Source organism: Streptomyces sp. 7N604 (assembly GCF_052245475.1).
Taxonomy (GTDB): Bacteria; Actinomycetota; Actinomycetes; order Streptomycetales; family Streptomycetaceae; genus Streptomyces.
Genome location: NZ_JBQQBX010000044.1, coordinates 19590 through 40356, shown reverse-complemented (window position 1 = coordinate 40356; position 20767 = coordinate 19590). Strand labels below are relative to the sequence as shown.

Genomic DNA, 20767 nt, shown 5'->3' with positions numbered 1-20767 from the left:
CTCCGTGGAGCCGCGCACCGGGTCGGGCCCTCTCTCAGCTGTGCTCCGTCACGCGCCCCGCGGCGAGCTCCAGGCGGCGCGTGACGTGCACCGCCTGGAGCATGCGGCGGTCGTGGGTGACCAGGAGGAGCGTGCCCTCGTACGACGCCAGGGCAGACTCCAGTTGCTCGATGGCCGGGAGGTCGAGGTGGTTCGTGGGCTCGTCCAGAACCAGGAGGTTCACGCCGCGGCCCTGGAGCAGGGCCAGCGCGGCGCGGGTCCGCTCACCGGGTGAGAGTGTGGACGCGGGACGGAGCACATGGGCCGCCTTGAGGCCGAACTTGGCAAGCAGCGTACGGACTTCCGCGGCTGCCATGTCCGGGACGGCCGCCCCGAAGGCGTCCATCAGCGGCTCGTCCCCGAAGAAGAGCCCGCGGGCCTGGTCCACCTCGCCCACCACCACGCCCGGTCCGAGCGCCGCGTGCCCCGCGTCGAGCGGGAGCCGGCCGAGCAGGGCGGCCAGGAGCGTGGACTTGCCGGAGCCGTTGGCTCCGGTGATGGCCACACGGTCCGCCCAGTCGATCTGCAGGTCGACCGGTCCGAAGGCGAAGGAGCCGCGCTTGGCCTCCGCGCCGGTGAGCGTCGCCACGACCGCACCGGAGCGCGGGGCCGCCGCGATCTCCATGCGCAGCTCCCACTCCTTGCGCGGCTCCTCGACCACCTCGAGCCGTTCGATCAGCCGCTCCGTCTGGCGTGCCTTGGCCGCCTGCTTCTCGCTCGCGTCGGAGCGGAACTTCCGGCCGAGCTTGTCGTTGTCGCCCGCCTTGCGGCGGGCGTTCTTCACGCCCTTGGCCATCCAGTTCCGCTGCATTCTGGCGCGCGTCTCCAGCGAGGCGCGCGTGTCGGCGTACTCCTCGTACTCCTGGCGGGCGTGGCGCCTGCCGACCTCGCGCTCCTCGAGAAACGCCGCGTAGCCCCCGCCGTACAGGTTCACCTGCTGCTGCGCGAGATCGAGTTCGAGGACCTTCGTCACGGTCCGGGTGAGGAACTCCCGGTCGTGGCTGACGACCACCGTTCCGGCGCGCAGGCCCGTGACGAACGACTCCAGGCGGTGGAGTCCTGCGAGGTCCAGGTCGTTCGTCGGCTCGTCGAGCAGGAAGACGTCATAGCGGCTGAGCAGCAGCGATGCGAGCCCGGCGCGGGCGGCCTGGCCGCCGGAGAGGGCCGTCATCGGCAGGTCGAGGCCGACCGCGAGGCCGAGGCCGTCCGCCACCTCCTCGGCCCGCTCCTCCAGGTCCGCGCCGCCGAGGCCGAGCCAGCGCTCGAGACCGGTGGCGTACGCGTCGTCGGCGCCCGGCAGGCCGTCGGCCAGGGCCTGGGTGGACTCGTCAAGGGCGCGCTGCGCGGCGGCCACGCCGGTGCGCCGGGCGAGGAACTCCCGTACGGTCTCCCCCGGCCGCCGCTCCGGCTCCTGCGGCAGGTGGCCGACGGCGGCCGTGGGCGGGCTGAGCCGCAGGGCGCCGCGCTCCGGCGTGTCGAGGCCCGCGAGCAGGCGCAGCAGGGTGGACTTCCCGGAGCCGTTGACGCCGACGAGCCCGATCACGTCGCCGGGTGCGACGACCAGGTCGAGCCCGGAGAACAGCGTGCGGTCACCGTGCCCGGCGGCGAGGTCCTTGGCGACGAGGGTGGCAGTCATCAGGCGGTCGATCCTACGGGCTCGGGAAGCGGTGTCACGAACGGCGTCAGGACGGGCGTCATGACCGGCCCGGCGGCCTCACGAGCGGCCTCATGACCGGCCCGGCGGCTCACGCGCGGCCTCATGACCGGCCCGGCAACCTCACGAGCGCCACGACGGCCGCTCCCCACGCCGTACAGCCGCCGCCAGGACGCCGCCCGTGGTGCGGGCGACCACGAACGCCTCTCCCCTGACCGCCTGCGCGTCCGGCTCGATGACGTGCCGGCCGGGCTCGAGCTGGTCGTCGAACAGCTCCCGGGTACGAGTGCGCTGGAACCGGTCGAGGCGGTACGCGGTGAGCTGGACGCGGCAGGGCGCCGCCACCTCCACGGTCACCTCCACCGTCCCCCCGCCGCTCGTCGCCGACAGCGCGGTCAGCCGCCGCCGGTCCTCCGGAGTCCGGTCCAGCGCCTGCTCTATCTGCGCGACGAGCAGCGGAATGACCGGCGCGAGTGCTTCGACGAACACGGCGTCGGCTCCCGCGGCCTCGAAGGCACGGTGCACGGCGTCCCGTTCCCGCTGCTCGACGGCCCCGTCGAAGGCCACGGCCCCGTACGCGCGCAGCTCGTCGGCGTCCGCGCCCGCCGCGTCCCGGGTGAGGTCCGCGCCGATGCCGATCGTGCGGAGCGCGGAGGCGAGCCTGGCCAGTACAGCGGCCCGCCGGCCGACGAGCAGGACGCGGCGTGCGGCGGCCCGCTCGCCGGCGCCGGAGAGCAGCCGTTCCAGCTCGGCCCGGTACTGGTCGCCGCGGAAGCGGAAGGGGCCCACCCCGGGGTAGCCGCCCTGCTCGAGGTCGGCGACCTCGTCCGTCTGCCAGGCGAAGTCCCGCCAGACGACGTCCGTGCCGTCCCGCTCGATGACGGCCGTGACCGCTCCGCACTCGAGCCCTTCGCACTCCGGGCATCCGTAGATCACGTACCGCCCGCCGGCGAGCGGCGGTTCGGTCTCGAGCAGCAGCCGCCGCACGTGCGCGGTGAAGACGGAGGGCCCCAGGTCGGAGGCGAGCGGCGAGACGGCGTCGAGGTCCGCGAGCCGGAGCAGCAGCGGCCTGCCGTCGACGATGAAGTCCAGGAAGTCCCGGTGCACTTGATAGGCACCGTCGGAGAGGACGCCCCCGGCACGAGTCGCCGGCGCCAGTCCGAAGGTCGCGTACGCGGGCTCGGCAGCCATGTCCTGAGTATCCCCATCCACGACGGAACTACAGATTCCGGGCCTCGTGTCCGCTCTCGTACGGGCCGCGCGGAGCGGATAACGTCCCGGCATGGAGAGCGATGTGATCGTCGTCGGCGGCGGGGTCATCGGGCTGACCACCGCCGTCGTCCTCGCGGAGAGCGCCCAGCGCGTACGGGTGTGGAGCCGGGATCCCGCCGGGGCCACGACGTCCGCGGTGGCGGGCGCGCTGTGCTGGCCGTACCGCATCCAGCCGGAGGAGCGGGCCGTCGAGTGGTCGCTGCACTCCTTCCACGTCCTGTCCGGGCTGGCCGAGCGGCCGGACGAGACGGGGGTGCGGCTGGTCGCGGGAATCATGGCCGACACCGGTGGCTGGGACTTCGGCGCGTGGGCCGAGGGGGTGCCGGGGCTCCGCGCGGCCCGCATCGAGGAACTCCCCGACGGGTGCCGGGCAGGCGTCCACGCGCGTGTGCCGCTGCTCGACATGCGGGCCCATCTGCCGTACCTGGAGCGGCGGCTGGCCGCCGCCGGCGGTGTGCTGGAGCGGCGGAGCGCGGCCTCGCTCGACGAGGCGGGGCGGGAGGCGCCGTTCGTCGTCAACTGCACCGGGCTCGGAGCGCGCGAGCTGGTCCCGGACCCGGAGGTGCGGCCCGTGCAGGGGCAGTTGGTGATCGTGGAGAACCCGGGCATCGACGAGTGGTTCGTGGCGGCGGACGTGGGGGCGGCGGACACGACGTACGTGCTGCCTCAGCCGTACGGGGTGGTGCTCGGCGGCACGGCGCGCGAGGACGTGGGGGACCTGACCCCCGACCCGGCGACCGCCGAGGCGATCGTCCGCCGCTGCGCCCGCTTCCACCCGGGGCTCGCGACGGCCCGGGTCCTCGAACACCGGGTGGGGCTGCGGCCCTTCAGACCCAGCGTGCGCATCGAGGTGGAACGGCTGCCCGGCGGGGCGCTGTGCGTGCACAACTACGGGCACGGCGGGGCGGGTGTCACGGTGTCGTGGGGGTGCGCGGAGGAAGCGGCGTGGCTGGTGGTCGCGGGCGGAGAGGCGACGGCGCAGCGCTGACGCCCGCACCACGGCGGCCCGTCAGTGCCGCCACGTATACCGCCGCTCGGGCCGCCCCGTCGTCCCGTACCGCAGGTGGACCTCGGCCCGCCCCGCGTCCGTGAAGTGCTCCAGGTAGCGCCGGGCGCTGACCCGGGACAGGCCCGTCTCGGCCGCGCATTCGCTCGCCGACAGGCCCTCCGGCGCCCTGGCCCGCAGGGCGGTCTCGACCAGGGACGCGGTGGGGGCGCTCAGTCCCTTCGGCAGCGGGGCCGCGCTCCGCCCCCGCTCCGGCGAGGGCGCGGGGAACAGCCGGTCCACGTCCGACTGAGCGGTGTCGGGGGCGCCGGCCATCGCCAGGTGGGCTGCGCGGTAGTGGCGGAGCCTGGCGCGCAGATCCGCTTGTTCGAACGGCTTGATGAGGTAGTTGACCGCGCCCGCACGCTGCGCCTCGCGCACCGTCTCGGCGTCCTTCGCGGCACTGACCACCAGGAAGTCCGTATCCGGGTCGTCCTCGCGGATGCGGCGCAGCACCTCGAGGCCCGACCCGTCCGGCAGGTACAGGTCGAGCAGCACCAGGTCGGGAGCGAGCCGGGCGGCCTCCCGTACCGCCTCGGCGGCGCTGAGCGCGACCCCAGCCGAGCGGAATCCGGGGGTCCGGTCGACGCACACGCTGTGCAGCCTGGCGACCATGAAGTCGTCGTCGACGACCAGAACACTGAGTTCCATGAGGACCACAAGGTACTCAACGACCTTTGTTTTGCGAATAGTGACCGGGCACACATCTCCCTGGGATGGTCTGCGCACCGCCCCCCGTCACACCGAGGAAATGAGTCCCCTGTGAACAGACGGACACTGCTGCGCACCGCCGCACTCGCGGCACTCGCCCCGGCTGCGACGGCTGCCACGGCCGGCTGCGGAACGACCGGGAAGAGCCGGACCGGAGCCAAGGGGCCGCTCACCGGGCTCCGCATGATCGTCGGCAACAGCCCGGGCAGCGGCTTCGACATCACCGCCCGTACCGTCGGCAAGGCCCTGACCGCCTCGAACGCCGCCCGCGGCATGGAGGTCACGAACATCTCCGGGGCGGGCGGCACCATCGGCCTGTCCCGGCTGGTGAACTCCCGCGGCAGCGACGAGATGCTCATGATGATGGGCCTCGGCGTCGTCGGCGCGGTGTTCACCAACAAGTCGGCCGTCTCGCTGGAGGACACCACCCCGCTGGTCCGGCTGATCCAGGACCCGAGCGCCATCGTCGTACCGAAGGACTCGCGGCTGCGCACCCTGAAGGACTTCCTCGACGCATGGCGACGCGCCCCCGACCGGCTGTCGGTCGGCGGTGGCTCATCCCCCGGCGGTCCTGACCACCTCCTGCCCATGCAGGTCGCCGAAGCCTCCGACGTCGATCCGGCCAAGGTCCGCTACATCGGCTACGACGGGGGCGGCGAGCTGCTGACCGCGCTGCTCGGCAGCAAGATCGACGTGGCGGCCACGGGCATCGGGGAGATGGTCGACCAGATCGCCACCGGCGACGTACGGGTGCTGGCGACCACCGGCAGGACGACCGTCAAGGGCATCGACGCGCCCACCCTCGCCGACGAGGGAGTCGACGTCTCCGCGATCAACTGGCGCGGGGTGGTGGCCGCCCCCGGCATCTCCCGGCAGCGCCGCGAGCAGCTCGTCGAGGCCCTGCGCACCATGCGGGACTCGGACGAGTGGCAGACGGCCATGCGGCGCAACGGCTGGACCGACGCCTTCCTGCGGGGCAAGGAGTTCGAGGACTTCCTCGCCGAGCAGAACAAGAAGGTCGAAAGCACCCTCAAGCGGCTCGGATTGACGAAGTGATCGATATGACGGCGAAGGAACGGGAGGACGAGGGCGACACCGCCGCCGCGGGAGAGGAGACCGGAGGCCGCGTGGAGCTGCTGGTCTCCGCACTGCTCGCGGGGCTCGGCGCCGTCGTGATCCTCGACGCCGCGACGATGGGCACGGCGGCGACGGCCGCCGGGCCCATCGGCCCCCAGGCCGTGCCGTACGGGGTGGGCGGCGGCCTGGTGGTGTGCGCGCTGGTGCACGCGATCGACGTGCTGCACGGCGGACGCGGCGAAGCCGAGGGCGGCGAGGACATCGATCTCACCGCCAAGCTGGACTGGCGCGCGGTGATGCTGGTGATCGCCTTCTTCCTGGCAAACGCGGTGCTCATCGAGCCGCTGGGCTGGGCGATCTCGGGTGCGCTGCTGTTCTGGGGCATCGCGTACGCACTCGGCAGCCGCACCTGGCTCCGCGACGCGGTCGTCTCCGTCGTGATGTCGGTCGGCTCTTTCTACGCGTTCGCCTACGGGCTCGGCATCACTCTGCCGCCCGGCGTGCTGGAAGGGGTCCTGTGATGGACGCGCTGTCCAGTCTGCTCGGGGGCTTCGCGACCGTACTCTCCCCCGTCAATCTGCTCTACGCGCTGGTCGGCGTGCTCATCGGCTCCGCGGTCGGCGTGCTGCCGGGCATCGGTCCGGCGATGACGGTGGCGCTGCTGCTGCCCGTGACCTTCGGCATGGAGCCGACCTCCGCGTTCGTCATGTTCGGCGGGATCTACTACGGCGGGATGTTCGGCGGCGCGATCACCTCGATACTTCTCAACACCCCTGGTGAGTCGGCCTCCGTGGTGACCGCCATCGAGGGCAGTCTGATGGCCAAACGCGGGCTGGCGGCACAGGCGCTGGCCACCGCCGTGATCGGCTCCTTCATCGCCTCCACCATCGGCACGGCGATGCTCGCCTTCCTGGCCCCGCTGGTCGTGGACTTCGCGGTGACGCTGGGCGCGCCCGCGTACTTCGCGATCATGGTGGTGGCGCTGACGACGGTGACCGCCGTCATCGGCTCCTCCCGGGTGCGCGGCTTCTCCTCGCTCGCGCTCGGCCTGACCATCGGGCTGATCGGCATCGACTCGATCTCCGGCCAGCAGCGGCTGACCTTCGGCGTGCCGCAGCTCGCGGACGGCATCGACATCGTGGTCGTCGCGGTCGCCGTGTTCGCTGTCGGCGAGGCTCTCTGGGTGGCCGGTCATCTGCGGCACACCCCGCCGAAGCCGGTGCCGGTCGGGCGGCCGTGGATGAGCCGGCAGGATCTCAAGCGGTCGTGGAAGCCATGGCTGCGCGGCGTCCTCATCGGGTTTCCGATGGGCGCGCTGCCGGCGGGCGGTGCCGAGATCCCCACGGTCATCTCGTACGCCACGGAGAAGCGCCTCGCGGGCCGGGACAGCGAGTTCGGGCGCGGCGCGATCGAGGGCGTGGCCGGCCCCGAGGCGACCAACAAGGGCTCGGCGGCGGGGTCGCTCGTGCCGATGCTGTCGCTGGGGCTGCCGGCGAACGCCACCGGCGCGGTGATGCTCGCCGCGTTCACGCAGTACGGCATCCAGCCGGGCCCGCTGCTGTTCGAGCGTGAGAGCGAGCTGGTCTGGGCGCTGATCGCGAGCCTGTTCGTCGGGAATGTGCTGCTGCTCCTGCTGAACGTCCCGCTGGCGCCAGTGTGGGCGAAGCTGCTGCAGGTGCCGCGCTCGTACCTCTACGCGGGGATCCTGTTCTTTTCCGCGCTGGGCGCGTTCGCTGTGAACTCCCAGGCCGTGGACCTGGTGGTGCTGCTGGTGCTCGGCCTGCTCGGCTTCATGATGCGGCGGTTCGGCCTTCCGGTGCTGCCGCTGATCCTGGGCGTGATCCTGGGCCCCCTGGCGGAGGAGCAGCTGCGCCGCACGTTCCAGCTGAGCAACGGCGCGGTGAGCGGGCTCTGGAGCGAGCCCCTCGCTGTCGTGCTGTACGGGGTGGCGGCGCTGGTGGTGTTGTGGCCGCTGATCACGAAGGTGCGGCCGCGGAAACGAGCAATCTTGCGGTGAGTTCTCCACCGCCGGTCTCCGCCGTACCGATTGCTCGCCGTCGCGGCGGGAAATTCTTACCGCCGCGACGGCGAGAAGCCCGGTGACGCGGCCCGGCGGTGCCGAACTCGGCTCAGCCCGGGGCGTGAAAGTCAGTCCGAGCGCGTCCGCTCGTTGGGGTTCCCGTTCGTCGAGGGGCCGATGCGGAGTTCGAAGTCGCCGCCGAACTTCTCGTGTCCGGCGATCACCGCCTCCTCCACGGCCACCTCGCCCTTCTCGCCCCGCACGATCAGCGGGTCCCGCCGCAGATCCCGCATCAGCGCCCAGCACAACCCGACCATGACGAGCGTGAAGGGCGCGGCGACCAGGATCGTCAGATTCTGCAGGCCCGTGAGCGCATCGCCCGCGCCACCGCCGATCAGCAGCATGATGGCCGCCACCGCCCCGGTCAGCACGCCCCAGAACACGACGACGGGCTTGGTCGGTTCGATGGAGCCCTTCTGGGACAGCGTCCCCATCACGATCGACGCGGCGTCGGCGCCGGAGACGAAGAAGATCGCGACGAGGATCATCACCAGCAGACTCATCGCGGTGGCGATCGGGTACTGCTGCAGCACGCCGAAGAGCTGCCCCTCGGGCGTGGTCTCGCCGCCGAGCCGCCCCTGGTCCTGCAGCTTCATCGCCGATCCGCCGAAGACCGCGAACCACAGCAGGCTGACCGTGCTGGGCACCAGGATCACGCCGCCCACGAACTGCCTGATGGTACGGCCGCGGCTGATCCTGGCGATGAACATGCCGACGAAGGGCGTCCACGAGATCCACCAGGCCCAGTAGAAGACCGTCCAGCTGGAGAGCCAGTCGGCGACTCCCTTGCCGCTGGACGCCTCCGTGCGCCCCGCGAGCTGCGGCAGGTCCCCGACGTAGGAGCCGATGGAGGTCGGCAGCAGGTCGAGGATGAGGATCGTCGGCCCCGCCACGAACACGAAGGCCGCGAGGATCAGCGCCAGCACCATGTTGATGTTGGACAGCCACTGGATGCCCTTGGCGACACCGGACACGGCGGAGGCCACGAACGCCACGGTCAGCACGGCGATGATGCCGACCAGAAGCCCGGTGCCGACGTCTCCCATCCAGTCGAGTTCCTGGATGCCGCTGCTGATCTGCAGCGTGCCGAGGCCCAGCGAGGCGGCGGACCCGAAGAGGGTGGCGAAGATCGCCAGGATGTCGATGACCTGCCCGCCCCAGCCGTTCGCGTACTTCCTCCCGAGCAGCGGTTCGAAGACCGCGCTGATCAACTGCCGCCTGCCGCGCCGGAAGCTGCTGTACGCGATGGCGAGACCCACCACCGCGTAGATGGCCCACGGGTGGAGCGTCCAGTGGAAGAGCGTGGTGGCCATGGCGGTCTCCATGGCCTGGGCGGCGTCGGCCGGATCGGTGCCGGGCGGCGGCTCCTTGAAGTGCGACAGCGGCTCGCTCACGCCGTAGAACATCAGGCCGATGCCCATGCCCGCGCTGAACATCATCGCGACCCACGAGATGGTGCGGAACTCCGGCTCCTCGCCCTCCCCACCGAGGGTGATCTTCCCGTAGCGGCTTATCGCGAGCCACAGCGCGAAGACCACGAAGCCGGACGCGGCCAGCACGAAAGCCCAGCCGCCGTTGTGCATCAGCCCGCTGAGCATCGAGCCGGACGCGTCCTCCAGCGCGTCCGTGGCCGCGGCGCCCCATATGACGAACGCGAGCGTCGCCGCGGCCGTGACCCCGAAGACCACCTTGTCGGTCTCCGGCCGGCGGGTCTCGTGCGGGCTGCCGGGGAGGTGTCTGACCACGACCTCGTCGGGCTCGCCCTGCGTGTCCTTCTCGTTGTCCATGCGGGTACGCATTACCAGGTGTTCGGATCTCAATCCGGATCTTCCTGAGCTCCGGGTGTGGGCATTCGTTCGGCGGGGCGGAACGGGTGGGCACAACCGGCGTAGCCGTTAGGCGGACGGGATGCGGGCGGCGCGCGGATCGCGCACGCCGCTCAGCGGGCCGTCCTCGGGCGCGGTCGCCCGGGGCGGCACTCCGGTGGTCGCGCGTACGAACGCCTTCACGCCGCCGGCCAGCGGCAACTTCGCGGACGTACGGGCCAGATCGAGCGTGAGCCGCGGGGTGGAGGCGGGCGGGTCGATGAGCCCGGCGTCCGTACCGGCGACGATCAGGGCGAGACGGTGTCCGGCCGGGACGACGTGGTCGCTCGCGTGGAGGTCGAGGGTGATCGTGTACTTCCCGCCCGGGGTCAGCGGGCGGCCGGTGTACTCGGAGGCGTAGTTGCCCAGGTCCGCCCAGCCGCGGCTGAAGACGGTGTGGTCGACGTCCGCCGTCTTCGCCTTCGTCTCCTTGAAGCAGGCGCTGTCACCGGAGTCGCTGCTCCCCCAACAGGTGCGCTCGGGCAGGGTGGTGATGCCTTCGCCCGGGGCGGCGTAGTCGCGGATGGTGGAGGGTCCGAGGTCCACGAGCACGGCGGACAGGTGGGCGCTGGAGGTGGACGGGGTCGCGGTGACGGTCACCTTTCCCGATCCGGACAGGCGCAGCGGCTTGCTGAGCGGCCTGGTCGTGAACCCCACCTTGCCGGGCGTCGATGTGTCGGTCTGCGCGGCCCAGTCGGTCTCGCTCAGCTTCGGGTCGTCGGTGAAGGACTCGGCCGAGCCGGGGCGTGCCGGCTTCAGGCCGAGGGTGCCGACGCCGGGCGCCTCGCCCGTACGCGGCCGCAGGGTGGTGGCCCCGATGCCGCCCGGGGGCCAGACGTGGTCGGTGGACCACCGGTCGGGGGCGCGCTCGATATCGGCCATCGGCTCGTCCTCGATGCCGTTGTCGTAGCCCAGGAGGTAGTGGTCGAACCAGCGGTGGAGGGTCTTCACCCACACCCCGCGGCGGAAGTCGAAGGGGTCGACGTGCCCGGTCCGGGAGAGCCAGACCTTGCGCTCCACGCCCTCCTCGGCGAGGGCTTCCCACCACTGGCCGAAGTGCCTGGCGCGGACGTTGAGGTCCTGCATGCCGTGGACGGCGAAGACGCTGGCGCGCACCTTGTCCGCGTCGGGTACGTAGTCGCGCTCGCTCCACAGCCGGGTCCAGTCGCCGCTGCGCGGGGCCCCATCGACGAGCCGCTGCTGCACGGCCCCGCAGCGGGCGCGGGCCTCCGGGCTCTCCACGTAGTCCGACAGCCAGTCGGGGCCGCTGTCGTAGAGGGGGGCGCCTTCGGCGAAGTAGTAGTCGTACCAGGAGCTGATGGCGCCGATCGGCACGATGGTCCTGAGGCCCTTGACGCCGGTGGCGGCGACGCCGTTGGCGACCGTGCCGTCATAGCTCTTGCCGATCATTCCGACGGCGCCGGTCGACCAGCGGGCTGTGACGGGCGTGGCGCCGGTGCGGGAGCTGTAGCCGCGGGCCCGGCCGTTCAGCCAGTCGACGACCGCCTTGGCGGACTGGATGTCGGAGCGGCCGCCGACGTCGACGCAGCCGTCGGAGCGGTTCGTACCGGCGAGATCGACGAGGACGGCCGCATAGCCGCGCGGGACGAAGTAGTTGTCGTAGAACAGCGGGAACTGGACCGGCTTCCCGCTCGCGTCGTACGTCTTCTTCTGGCTCTCGTTGCCGCGCCCGCAGCAGGAGTAGTACGGGCTCGCGTCCATGATCACGGGGATACGGCGGCCCTGCTGCGCGGGTTCGCGGGGCCGGACGATGTCGACGGCGACCCGGTCGGTCCTGCCGTCCGAGTCGCCGTCGATTCCGGTGTCCACCCACACGGACTCGCGTATCGCTGCGTCGTAGGAGTAGACGGGCTTGCTCTCCGCCGGGGCCGCCGGGGCGGCCTGGGCCCCGGTCGGCTGGACGAGCACGGCCATCAGGGCGGCCAGCGCCGCCGGCACGAGCGTTCTCCACTGGTTGCGGGTGACCCGCGCGCGTATCGCCACCAGTTGGACGGTACACGCGTTCCTCGACGTCTGCGCCGCGTACCCCTCCTTCGCCCGGCCCCACTTAACGCCCGGCACCGCCTTCGCCAACATCTGGAAGGAGGCGCACCACCGCGTCACCTTCGGCGCACTGGTGCTGCACAACTCGGCGGTCTGGCAAGCGGTGTTCAACCTGGTCCTGCTGCTGCCGCTCGGGGCGTTCGTACGCGTCCACTTCCGGCGGGGCCTGGCCGCCGCCACGGCAGCCGGTCTCGCGGGATCCCTGTTCTTCGAACTCACCCAGTACAGCGGGCTGTGGGTCCTGTACGCGTGCCCGTACCGGCTGTTCGCCGTCGACGACCTCATCGTCAACACCGCGGGCGCCGCCCTCGGCTGGGCGGCCGCGGGGCCGCTGGCGCGCGCACTGCCCGACCTGGACAGCCTGGACGACCGCGCGCTCGCCGCACTCGCCACGCTCGCCTCCGGCAGGATCCCCTTCGGGCGCCGCCTGATCGCGCTGCTACTGGACGTCACGGGCATCGCGCTGCTGACCGGTGGCATGGCGGGCATCGCCTTCTACGTCCTCGGCACGGAGGCCGTGGTGTGGGTGCCGCCCGCGGTCGCCACGCTGTGGTTCGTCGTCGTGCCGTGGCGCACCGGGGCGACCCCCGGGAAGCACGTGCTCCTGCTGCAGTTGGTGACGTCCGGCGGCGGCCGTCCGTCGCCCGCCCGCCTCGCGCTGCGCGCGGGCGCGCTCGGACCGCCGCTGTTGGTCGTATGGTTCACGACCGGTGCGATCCTCCCCGGCTCCCCGGCCGGAGCCTCCGAACTGATCGGGATCGCGAGCGAGGTCAGCTACCAGCACATCGGCTACGCCGTGGCGGAGGACCCGGTCGGCGGGTTCGTCCTCCTCGTCGCCGTGTCCGCCTGCCTGGCGCTCGTGGCGCGCTACGCGGGCGCGGTCCGCAGCCACCCCGGGGGCCTCGGCCTGCACGAACGCCTCTCCGGCGTACGGAACAGGGCCCTGCCGCACGCGCGGGCGCGGCGGTACGACGCCGGCAGTCCGGCATCATGTCCGCCGAGTGGCGATCTTGTGACAGCACAGGCCGCCCGCGAGGCGGTAGGACAGTCGTCCGAATAGGGTCGAACGCATCCTTCTCCCCGACCAGTTGGAGGACTGACCCGTGCACCGCAGACTTCTCGCCCCGAGCGCACTCGCCGCCTGCCTGCTGCTGGCGATCCCGGCATCAGCGGCGACGGCCACCTCGCAAGAGGCCGCGCCCGGCGCCCCGGGCCTCGGCGACCCCTACTACCCGGACTACGGCAACGGCGGATACGACGTCTCGCACTACGACCTGCGCCTGAAGTACCAGCCGGAGACCGACCGCCTGGACGGCACCGCGACGCTGCTCGCCACCACCACCGAGGCGCTCTCGCGCTTCAACCTCGACTTCGCCCTCGACGTGAGCGAAGTGCGGGTGAACGGGAAGAAGGCGGACTTCGCCAGGTCCGGCGCCCACGAGCTGGAGATCACCCCGGCCGTGCCGCTGGACAAGGGCAAGCAGGTCAGCATCGTCGTGCGCTACTCCGGCACGCCGTCGCAGGTGGAGGTGAACGGCTTCACCTCCTGGCTGCGGACCCCGGACGGCGGCGTGGCGGCCAACGAGCCCGAGGCCGCCTGGTGGTGGTTCCCGAGCAACGACCACCCGCTGGACAAGGCCACGTACGACGTCTCCGTGTCCGTCCCCGACGGCACGCAGGCCATCAGCAACGGCGTGCTGCAGTCGCAGAGTTCGCGCCTGGGCTGGACCAAGTACAGCTGGCGCTCCAACAAGCCACAGGCCACGTATCTCGCCACCCTCGCCGTCGGCAGGTTCGACGTCACCACCGACAAGACCGCCGACGGCCTGCCCGTACTCAACGCGTACAGCAAGGAGCTCGGCGACAACGCGGGGGCGGCGCGGGCGAGTGTCGAGCGGTCCACTGAGGTCGCCGAGTGGCTCACCGAGGCCTTCGGCCCGTACCCGTTCAACGCGCTCGGCGGATACGTCCCGAACGTGCCGACCCGGTACGCGCTCGAGACCCAGACCCGCCCCTTCTACAGTCCCCGGCAATTCGCCAGGGGCGCGAACGTCTCCGTCGTCGTCCACGAACTGGCCCACCAGTGGTACGGGGACAGCGTCTCGGTCAAGGGCTGGAAGGACATCTGGGTCAACGAGGGCTTCGCCAGCTACGCACAGTGGCTGTGGTCCGAGAAAGAAGGCGAGGGCACGGCTCAGGAGCTGGCCGACTACGTGTACGCCCAGTACCCGGCCGACGACCCGTTCTGGAAGGTCAAGCCGGGCGACCCCGGCCCGGAGAACCAGTTCCACGACGCCGTGTACGACCGGGGGGCCCTCGCTCTCCAGGCGCTGCGCAACGAGATCGGCGACCAAGCCTTCTTCGCGATCCTCAAGGGCTGGCCGAAGGAGAACGCGTACGGGAACGGGTCGGTACGTGACTTCGCCCGCTACGCGGAGAAGGTGTCGGGCAAGCCGCTCGCGGACCTCTTCGAGACCTGGCTCTTCACGGAGGGGAAACCGGCGGCGGCTGCTGCGGCGCGCGCCCAGATCGGCGCGAAGAAGGCCCCGGCGAAACCCAAGTCGTGGAAGAAGATCGCCGCGACACACACCGTGCACGACCGCGACCACGCCCAGGGCGGCCACCACGGCCGCTGAGGTACTGACCGTTCAGGGCCCGCCGCGCCAGGCGGCGGGCCCCGGACGGGACGCCCGGCACGGGTATCACGCGCTCAGCAGACAAAGTCCGGCGCGTTCGCCCAGAAGGTCAGGAACGACCAGGTCTGGGCGCCGATGATGCCGTCGATCGTAATGTCCGCGCACTTCTGGAATCTCTTCGTGGCGGCATCGGTTACGGGGCCGAAGATTCCGTCCTCGAGAAGCTTTTCCCCGTCGAGCGAAAAGTTGAGATAGCACTGCGCCTGCTTGACCGCTTCGCCCTTCGCGCCAATCTTGAGCGTGGGCCGCGCGTTGGTGTAGTCGCAGGGCTGGCTTCCATTGGGCATCGCGAGCTCCTCAATGGTTCGTCGAGAGCAGCCGTGCTTCCCGCACGTTTCTCTCAGGGAAGCACAGGACCGCACCCGCCGCATTTTCTCGCTAGGCGGGCGGGGCCTGCGGTTCGCGAACCGGCTTGCTCGGCACGGCGTTCGGCCCTCTCACCGAGTTCAATACCGACTGCGCCTGATTGTCGACGACTCTGGTGAAGAGCTGCTGGGCATAGCCGAAGATGACGGCCCAGGCGATGATCTGCGCCGACGAATCCAGGGCTCTGAGGCCCGGGACGAACTCCCCGCGCATGAGGAGAAGTCCGAGCACGGCCGTCAGAGCGCCGGTGGGAAGTTTGAGCAACGCCAGTGCCACGGGCACGTTGTACGGCGTTGACGTGCCTCTGATCCGCCGCAGTGACGTGGCCGCCGCGACCGTTGCGGCCACGAGCCCCACGAACTCCACGACGAGGTAGTCCCATCGGGAGGCGACCATCGCATAGAGATCATCGACATCACCGTCCGGGTTCGGGTTCTGACCCTGCGGGGCGCTCGCCGTGGGACAGACGACTCCGATGCCCTCCGGGTTGAAACACAAGGGCACCGTCTTCGGAGAGATGCCGCCGAAAACAGCGACGAGAACGGCGATGACCGCCAAGGCGGCGGACATCCCGTACACGATACGGGTGAAACTGCGGACGCGGATATTCTCCCGCAGATAGCCTTGACGGGCGACGGCTACCGCGTCGACGAGCACTTCGCGCTGCGCGCCATCAAGACTTCCGCCCGTCCGCACGGCAAGTGCGATCTCCTCAACCTGCACTCTCCGCTCGTCGCTGACGGGGAGTTGCTCCCGGATGAAGGACACCAGGCCGGGCAGCATGGCTCTGACATCGTCCAGTGGCGACAGCCGCAGCATGAGGATGTGCGCCACATCGAAATGAGTCTGAGCAACCGCCAGGTGTGCGGCGGGCAGATGCCGGGGGTGATCGTGACGCAGCGCGCTTCTCGCTTCTTCCAGCTCCCTGAACGCCTGTTCCGCCAGCACCTGCACCGCCGAGGAGGGCGGAGGCCCTTGCTCCGTCTTGGTCTTGAGAAGCGCCTCGAGTTCGCTGATTCGTGACCAGAGGGCCTCCCGGAGCTCCCACAGCCCTGTCTCGTATTTTCCGGCCCTCCGACGCCCCCAGACAGTTCTGGTATTCGCCATACACCGACTATCGCCGTTTTCGATACGAACAACCACTGCCGGCCGACTGCGGTTGGTCGCCGAATTGCGGGCCTTTACTGATCGTGTTAGGGCGTAGGAATTGCGGGTAACCCGCCCTCTCACTTGAGCCGGCGCAAAGCGCCCGTGCCCGAAGTTCGCGCCGCCCGCCGCGCCGCGCGGCGGGCCTGTCGGCGGGCCACGCGCGCGTAGGGCAGGTACCGCAGGCGCTCCGGCAGCAGCGGCACCACGACCCGTACGACCCGCCCGAAGCGCCGCAGCGCGCGCTCCTCTCCGTCGCTCCACTCCAGGCCGATGGCCACGCGCGCGTCCGGCGGCATCAGCCCGATGGTCAGGAAGCGGCGCACCCGCAGAAGCGGCGGCAGCAGCAGCGGCCAGGCCGCCCGCACCGACAGCCGCAGGGGCCGCGGGCCCCACCCGGGCGGCGGCACGTACACATCGGTGGCGACCAGCTCCCGTACGACCACCGTCGCCTCCAGCTCCTCCTCCAGCACCTTCCGGTAGTACGGCCAGAACTCCTCCAGCGTCTGCGGCATGTCGCTGTCGCTGATGCCGAGGACCCGGCCGACCTGGAGCCACTCCGCGTACAGCCGCCGCTCCTCCGCCGGCGTGAAGGGCCGGCGGCCCATGACGCGCTGGGCGTGCCGGTAGACCGGGAAGCCGGTGGCGTGCACCCACGCGTAGTAGGCGGGGGTGAGCGCCTGGTAAGGGCGGCCGTGGGCGTCGGTGCCGCGGATCGGCTCGTGCAGCTTCCGCAGCCTGCGGCCCTCGGCAACGGCCGCGGCCCTGCCCCCGTACACCCACAGCTGTGCGGACGCGACGGACCGCGCGGCGCGGCCCCACGGATCGGTGCGGAAGGCGGAGTGATCGTCCACGCCCGCACCCACGGCCGGGTGCGCGACCTGCATGGTCAGCGCGGCGGGCATCGACAGCACGGCCCGCACCTCCCCGGCGAGGCTCCACAGCATCCCGCCGACGGGAGGCGGTACGGGATCGGCGGCGCCGCGGCGTACCCGGGCCACCGCTCCGTGCCCGGTGGTCACACCCCCATCATCGCTCTTCCCCGATCGGTCCGCGCCGCGCGGGCGGCCGCCCGGTCACGGTCGCTGTTGTGGCCGCTGCTGGTGCTGACGTAAGCCCGCTGGCACGCCTTCTGGTTGTCCGCCGCGGAGCAGGGCAGATGGCCGTGCTTTTCCATGGGGTTCCGTCCGGTGTCACCGGCCATGTAGTCGAGGAATGTGGAGGTGAGGGAATTGGGCGCTGGCGACCCGTAGGTGTACGCGTACTCCGGCTCAAAGAGGGCGCCGTGATGTAGTCGTCGGCGTCGATACTGCGGAAGCCGTCGTTCTGTTCACGCACTGTTCGTCGTGCGTTCAACAGCCACGTATGCCCGCTCCGGCCACGTTCCCCTCGCACAGGGTTACCTAGAGGTAACGGCACCTGCTTTGATGTGCGGCGCCAGGCTCAATGCCAGTCAACCCTCCACACATCACCGGGAGATGCAGTGCCGCACTCCACGCTCCGCAAGGTCCAGGGCGGCGCGGTCGCCGCCGTGCTCGCGGCGGCCGCGCTCGTCGCGTCCGCGCCGTCCGGATCGGCGGCCGAGGCAACCGAGGCCGCCCGGTCCGCCGAGGCCGCCGCCGCGGCCGCCGAAGGGACCGCCGCCGCACCGCAGTTGAAGGTACTCACGTACAACGTGTTCCTCTTCAGCAAAACGCTCTACCCCAACTGGGGCCAGGACCACCGGGCCCGGGAGATCCCTGCCACGGACTTCTTCCGCGGCAACGACGTCGTCGTCCTCCAGGAGGCGTTCGACAACTCCTCCTCCGACGCGCTGAAGAGCTACGCGTCCTCGCAGTACCCGCACCAGACGCCCGTCATGGGCCGCAGCAAGAGCGGCTGGGACGCCACGGGCGGCGCGTACTCCGCCACCACGCCCGAGGACGGCGGCGTCACGGTCCTCAGCAAGTGGCCGATCGAGCGCAAGGAGCAGTTCGTCTACGCGGACGCGTGCGGCGCCGACTGGTGGTCCAACAAGGGCTTCGTGTACGTCGTCCTCAACGTGAACGGCACGAAGGTGCATGTCGTCGGCACGCACGCCCAGTCGACCGACCCCGGCTGCGACCCGGGCGAGGCCGCCGCGACCCGCGCCGAGCAGTTCAAGGCGATCGACGCCTTCCTCGACGGCAAGAACATTCCCGCGGGCGAAGAGGTGGTCGTCGCGGGAGACCTCAACGTGGACTCGCGCAGCTCCGAGTACGCCTCGATGCTCATGGACGCCGGCCTCGCCCCGGCCGACGAGCGCACCGGCCACCCGTACTCGTTCGACACCCAGGACAACTCCATCGCCCGCTACCGCTACCCCGACGACCCGCGCGAGGACCTCGACTACGTCCTCCACCGCCAGGGCCACGCCCGCCCGGCCGCCTGGCGCAACACCGTCGTCAAGGAGCAGTCGGCCCCCTGGACGGTCACCAGCTGGGGCACCGACTACACGTACACCAACCTCTCCGACCACTACCCGGTGGTGGGCGGCTAGGGTGCGTGCCCGGTTCTGATCATGTGGCTGGGCGGAGGCTGCGGAGCCAGATGAGCGCACCGCGTAAGTGGAGCCCGGCGAGGTTTAGCTCTCGGGGGTCTTGGCCGGCAACCGGAATGCCTGCAAGGCGTGGGAGCTCTCCGGCGCCAAGCAGGCGCGGAAGTAGAGCGCGAAAGCTGTCACTCGAACCATCTGCGGCTCTACACCGGTGAAGCACTGCAGCTGTCACCCAGTCGGGATACCGCTTGTCGCGGCAGGAGGCTCAGCTTTCTCACCGTCGAGAAGACGGACGGGGGTGACCTCCTGGACGTGGATGACGGCATCGAACCAGTCTGCGAGCGATCCGCCGGACATGTGGTAAGCGCCGTCGTCACGGGGATCGTAGGCCGGGCCGATCAGACGTGTCCTGGTCGGTGTGCTGAGCCAGGTCCTCACGCGGCCCGGGCCGTCAGCCTTCAGGTCCAGAAGGTAGGCATCCAGGCCCGCGCTTCCCAGCATCGCGTCGGCGAATTCTGACGGCGGGGCGGGTACGGGGTAGAGGGTCATGCCGTGGTGAAACGTCAGGCCGATGGATACATAACCAGGCCCGAAGCGCTCGCGCAGATAGCTGCCCGCGTTCCGGTGCGTCATCGCAGAGGACGAAGCGGAAACGGTCCGCGGATTGCCGTTGGCGGCGTGCGCGAGCCCACCCCAGTAGACGATTTTGTCTGCGGTGCGCTCGCGCCACCAGATCGTCTCCTCGGCCAGGCCCCGCTCGATGTCGGCCAGGTCGTCGTGCTGAGAGGGGTGCCGCTGAGAGGGGGCAATCCCAGCGAATCGAACCGGGTCACCGGGATGCTGGTGGTTGTATGAGCGCATCCACTGGATAAGGCCGAGGATCTCCTCGGTCTGCCAGAACGACCGGGCTTCAGCCAGCAGTGCCCGCGGGTCACCCGTTCCGGTTCTGACGTACTCATCGAGACCGACCCTCGATGCGTCGTCCCCTTCCAGTGCAAGTGAGCGGAATCCCAGTTCCTCGACCAGCAGTCGGACGACCCGGTGCGAGACAGCGGACAGCTCGTGGGTGTGGCGGCAGGCGACACCCACGGCCACAACCTTGGCATCGCGCACCATGTCGGCCAACGGCCGAAGGTCGCTCAACGGGGCCCGGGGGTCGAGCGCGGTGAGGCGATGGGCACGACTCCTGATCCACTGGGTCACCTCGTCGGTCATGGCAAGCCTCCGATACACGTGATCGGTTCCGGGATACGACCCGGTCGCGGCCGGCGCCGCACGAGCAGCCTCAGACATGAACCAAGGTTGAGGTCAAGCCGACCCGGTGGCCTGCTATGGGGCTGCAGATGATCCGGGTGACAACAAGGGCGCCGATGCTGAAACTGTTGCGCTTCCACTCAGCACAGACGTAGAACATTTGCCGGACAGCCCTTCAGCGCCTGTCCGGCGGATCATCGCTGGACAGCTCGCGGTTCGGATGGGGGTCAGGTCGCAGGCCGGTTCTCGGGCGACGCCTCCCTGCTCGTCATGGGGTCCGCGTGCGGGAAAAGGGCTTCAGGCGTGAACGGCCTCCGTGCTTGCATGGGCTTCATGGTGTCTACCGACCGACTACTGGCATTCGCGGCCATGTCGTTCCTGCTGATCGTGATTCCCGGCCCCAGCGTGCTGTTCGTGATCGGGCGGGCGCTGGCCCAGGGGCGCCGTGCCGCGCTGACCACAGTCGTGGGGAACACGCTCGGAGCTTACGTACTCGTTGTGGCCGTGGCACTGGGAGTCGGGGCCATCGTGGAGCGCTCGGTCCTCGTCTTCACGGCGCTGAAGCTCGTGGGTGCCGCGTACTTGGTGTACCTCGGTGTCAAGGCGGTGCGGCGGCGTCGGGCCCTGCATGCCTCGTTCACCGGCAATGGTCCCGCCCATGGCAGCTGGCGCACGTTGTGGGAGGGGTTCGCGGTCGGCGTGGCCAACCCCAAGACCATCGTGTTCTTCGCCGCCGTACTGCCTCAGTTCGTCGACCATGGCCAGGGGCACGTGACGGTTCAAATGCTGTTGCTCGGCCTGGTCTTCAATGTCATCGCGGTGGCTTCCGACAGCGTGTGGGGATTGGCCGCGGCCACCACGCGGAGCTGGTTTGCCCGCTCACCGCAGCGGCTCTCCCTGGTCGGCGGGGTCGGTGGGCTCACGATGATTGGCCTCGGCGTCACCGTCGCCACGACAGGCCGCAAGGATTGAGTTCTGCCTCG

The 20767-nt window shown here is 70.6% G+C and carries 18 protein-coding genes; 8 read left to right on the top strand and 10 right to left on the bottom strand.

Features of this window, described 5'->3' with window-relative positions:
• Nucleotides 1–34: 34 nt before the first annotated feature.
• Both ACTWP8_RS34255 and ACTWP8_RS34250 read right to left on the bottom strand, forming a co-directional pair.
• Complete coding sequence (locus ACTWP8_RS34255) at nt 35–1675, bottom strand: ABC-F family ATP-binding cassette domain-containing protein (protein WP_443325985.1); 1641 nt, start codon at nt 1673–1675, stop codon at nt 35–37.
• 141 nt (nt 1676–1816) lie between these two features.
• The gene (locus ACTWP8_RS34250) at nt 1817–2884 is read right to left on the bottom strand and encodes an oxidoreductase (RefSeq protein WP_443325984.1); all 1068 of its coding nucleotides are present in this window, start codon (nt 2882–2884) and stop codon (nt 1817–1819) included.
• Nucleotides 2885–2975: 91 nt separating this feature from the next.
• Between ACTWP8_RS34250 and ACTWP8_RS34245 the strand changes: the two genes are divergently transcribed.
• Nucleotides 2976–3953 (top strand): FAD-dependent oxidoreductase, encoded by a 978-nt coding sequence (locus tag ACTWP8_RS34245; RefSeq protein ID WP_443325983.1) that lies wholly within the window; start codon nt 2976–2978, stop codon nt 3951–3953.
• Nucleotides 3954–3974: 21 nt separating this feature from the next.
• Here the strand turns inward: ACTWP8_RS34245 and ACTWP8_RS34240 are convergent, their stop codons facing one another.
• Nucleotides 3975–4661 carry a response regulator gene (locus ACTWP8_RS34240; RefSeq protein WP_443325982.1) on the bottom strand — a complete coding sequence of 229 codons (687 nt, stop codon included), beginning with the start codon at nt 4659–4661 and terminating at the stop codon, nt 3975–3977.
• Between the two features lie 111 nt (nt 4662–4772).
• On the opposite strand from ACTWP8_RS34240, the gene ACTWP8_RS34235 reads away from it, so the two are divergent.
• From ACTWP8_RS34235 to ACTWP8_RS34225, 3 genes are read left to right on the top strand one after another with little or no spacing between them, the layout of a single operon-like run.
• Nucleotides 4773–5777 carry a Bug family tripartite tricarboxylate transporter substrate binding protein gene (locus ACTWP8_RS34235; protein ID WP_443325981.1) on the top strand — a complete coding sequence of 335 codons (1005 nt, stop codon included), beginning with the start codon at nt 4773–4775 and terminating at the stop codon, nt 5775–5777.
• Nucleotides 5778–5782: 5 nt separating this feature from the next.
• Entirely contained in the window at nt 5783–6319 is a 537-nt protein-coding gene (locus ACTWP8_RS34230; protein ID WP_443325994.1) for a tripartite tricarboxylate transporter TctB family protein, read from the top strand.
• Nucleotides 6319–7815, top strand: a complete 1497-nt coding sequence (locus ACTWP8_RS34225) for a tripartite tricarboxylate transporter permease (RefSeq protein WP_443325980.1) — start codon at nt 6319–6321, stop codon at nt 7813–7815. The genes ACTWP8_RS34230 and ACTWP8_RS34225 overlap by 1 nt, the downstream gene beginning before the upstream one ends.
• A 131-nt stretch (nt 7816–7946) precedes the next feature.
• On the opposite strand, the gene ACTWP8_RS34220 is transcribed toward ACTWP8_RS34225, so the two are convergent.
• Together ACTWP8_RS34220 and ACTWP8_RS34215 are read right to left on the bottom strand one after the other, a co-directional pair.
• The gene (locus tag ACTWP8_RS34220; protein WP_443325993.1) at nt 7947–9665 is read right to left on the bottom strand and encodes a BCCT family transporter; all 1719 of its coding nucleotides are present in this window, start codon (nt 9663–9665) and stop codon (nt 7947–7949) included.
• 108 nt (nt 9666–9773) lie between these two features.
• A complete protein-coding gene (locus ACTWP8_RS34215; protein ID WP_443325979.1) occupies nt 9774–11747 on the bottom strand; it encodes a Xaa-Pro dipeptidyl-peptidase in 1974 nt (657 codons plus the stop codon).
• Between ACTWP8_RS34215 and ACTWP8_RS34210 the strand changes: the two genes are divergently transcribed.
• Both ACTWP8_RS34210 and ACTWP8_RS34205 read left to right on the top strand, forming a co-directional pair.
• Nucleotides 11725–12867, top strand: coding sequence for a VanZ family protein (locus ACTWP8_RS34210; protein WP_443325978.1), 1143 nt, complete (start codon nt 11725–11727; stop codon nt 12865–12867). The genes ACTWP8_RS34215 and ACTWP8_RS34210 overlap by 23 nt on opposite strands.
• 43 nt (nt 12868–12910) lie before the next feature.
• The gene (locus ACTWP8_RS34205; RefSeq protein WP_443325977.1) at nt 12911–14443 is read left to right on the top strand and encodes a M1 family metallopeptidase; all 1533 of its coding nucleotides are present in this window, start codon (nt 12911–12913) and stop codon (nt 14441–14443) included.
• Between the two features lie 74 nt (nt 14444–14517).
• Here ACTWP8_RS34205 and ACTWP8_RS34200 read toward each other — a convergent pair whose 3' ends face one another.
• From ACTWP8_RS34200 to ACTWP8_RS34185, 4 genes are all read right to left on the bottom strand, one after another.
• Nucleotides 14518–14790 (bottom strand): peptidoglycan-binding domain-containing protein, encoded by a 273-nt coding sequence (locus ACTWP8_RS34200; RefSeq protein WP_443318446.1) that lies wholly within the window; start codon nt 14788–14790, stop codon nt 14518–14520.
• Between the two features lie 91 nt (nt 14791–14881).
• Nucleotides 14882–15976, bottom strand: coding sequence for a hypothetical protein (locus ACTWP8_RS34195; RefSeq protein WP_443325976.1), 1095 nt, complete (start codon nt 15974–15976; stop codon nt 14882–14884).
• 119 nt (nt 15977–16095) lie between these two features.
• Complete coding sequence (locus ACTWP8_RS34190) at nt 16096–16962, bottom strand: oxygenase MpaB family protein (RefSeq protein ID WP_443325992.1); 867 nt, start codon at nt 16960–16962, stop codon at nt 16096–16098.
• 71 nt (nt 16963–17033) lie between these two features.
• Complete coding sequence (locus ACTWP8_RS34185; protein ID WP_443325975.1) at nt 17034–17192, bottom strand: hypothetical protein; 159 nt, start codon at nt 17190–17192, stop codon at nt 17034–17036.
• A gap of 306 nt (nt 17193–17498) precedes the next feature.
• Here ACTWP8_RS34185 and sph point away from each other — a divergent pair, with 306 nt between their 5' ends.
• Nucleotides 17499–18533: a sphingomyelin phosphodiesterase gene (gene sph, locus ACTWP8_RS34180; RefSeq protein WP_443325974.1), complete on the top strand. Its 1035-nt coding sequence runs from the start codon at nt 17499–17501 to the stop codon at nt 18531–18533.
• A gap of 225 nt (nt 18534–18758) precedes the next feature.
• Here sph and ACTWP8_RS34175 read toward each other — a convergent pair whose 3' ends face one another.
• A complete protein-coding gene (locus tag ACTWP8_RS34175) occupies nt 18759–19745 on the bottom strand; it encodes an erythromycin esterase family protein (RefSeq protein WP_443325973.1) in 987 nt (328 codons plus the stop codon).
• A 372-nt stretch (nt 19746–20117) separates the two neighbouring features.
• On the opposite strand from ACTWP8_RS34175, the gene ACTWP8_RS34170 reads away from it, so the two are divergent.
• Nucleotides 20118–20756: a LysE family translocator gene (locus tag ACTWP8_RS34170; protein ID WP_443325991.1), complete on the top strand. Its 639-nt coding sequence runs from the start codon at nt 20118–20120 to the stop codon at nt 20754–20756.
• Nucleotides 20757–20767: the final 11 nt, after the last annotated feature.

Excerpts from the sequence above, each read along its gene's own strand:
- ACTWP8_RS34255 (WP_443325985.1), bottom strand. The coding sequence starts at position 1,675 with ATGACTGCCACCCTCGTCGCCAAGGACCTCGCCGCCGGGCACGGTGAC.
- ACTWP8_RS34200 (WP_443318446.1), bottom strand. The coding sequence starts at position 14,790 with ATGCCCAATGGAAGCCAGCCCTGCGACTACACCAACGCGCGGCCCACG.
- ACTWP8_RS34220 (WP_443325993.1), bottom strand. The coding sequence starts at position 9,665 with ATGGACAACGAGAAGGACACGCAGGGCGAGCCCGACGAGGTCGTGGTC.
- ACTWP8_RS34225 (WP_443325980.1), top strand. The coding sequence starts at position 6,319 with ATGGACGCGCTGTCCAGTCTGCTCGGGGGCTTCGCGACCGTACTCTCC.
- ACTWP8_RS34190 (WP_443325992.1), bottom strand. The coding sequence starts at position 16,962 with ATGCTGTGGAGCCTCGCCGGGGAGGTGCGGGCCGTGCTGTCGATGCCC.
- ACTWP8_RS34240 (WP_443325982.1), bottom strand. The coding sequence starts at position 4,661 with ATGGAACTCAGTGTTCTGGTCGTCGACGACGACTTCATGGTCGCCAGG.
- ACTWP8_RS34185 (WP_443325975.1), bottom strand. The coding sequence starts at position 17,192 with ATGGAAAAGCACGGCCATCTGCCCTGCTCCGCGGCGGACAACCAGAAG.
- ACTWP8_RS34230 (WP_443325994.1), top strand. The coding sequence starts at position 5,783 with ATGACGGCGAAGGAACGGGAGGACGAGGGCGACACCGCCGCCGCGGGA.
- ACTWP8_RS34175 (WP_443325973.1), bottom strand. The coding sequence starts at position 19,745 with ATGACCGACGAGGTGACCCAGTGGATCAGGAGTCGTGCCCATCGCCTC.
- ACTWP8_RS34170 (WP_443325991.1), top strand. The coding sequence starts at position 20,118 with ATGGTGTCTACCGACCGACTACTGGCATTCGCGGCCATGTCGTTCCTG.
- ACTWP8_RS34250 (WP_443325984.1), bottom strand. The coding sequence starts at position 2,884 with ATGGCTGCCGAGCCCGCGTACGCGACCTTCGGACTGGCGCCGGCGACT.
- ACTWP8_RS34245 (WP_443325983.1), top strand. The coding sequence starts at position 2,976 with ATGGAGAGCGATGTGATCGTCGTCGGCGGCGGGGTCATCGGGCTGACC.
- ACTWP8_RS34195 (WP_443325976.1), bottom strand. The coding sequence starts at position 15,976 with ATGGCGAATACCAGAACTGTCTGGGGGCGTCGGAGGGCCGGAAAATAC.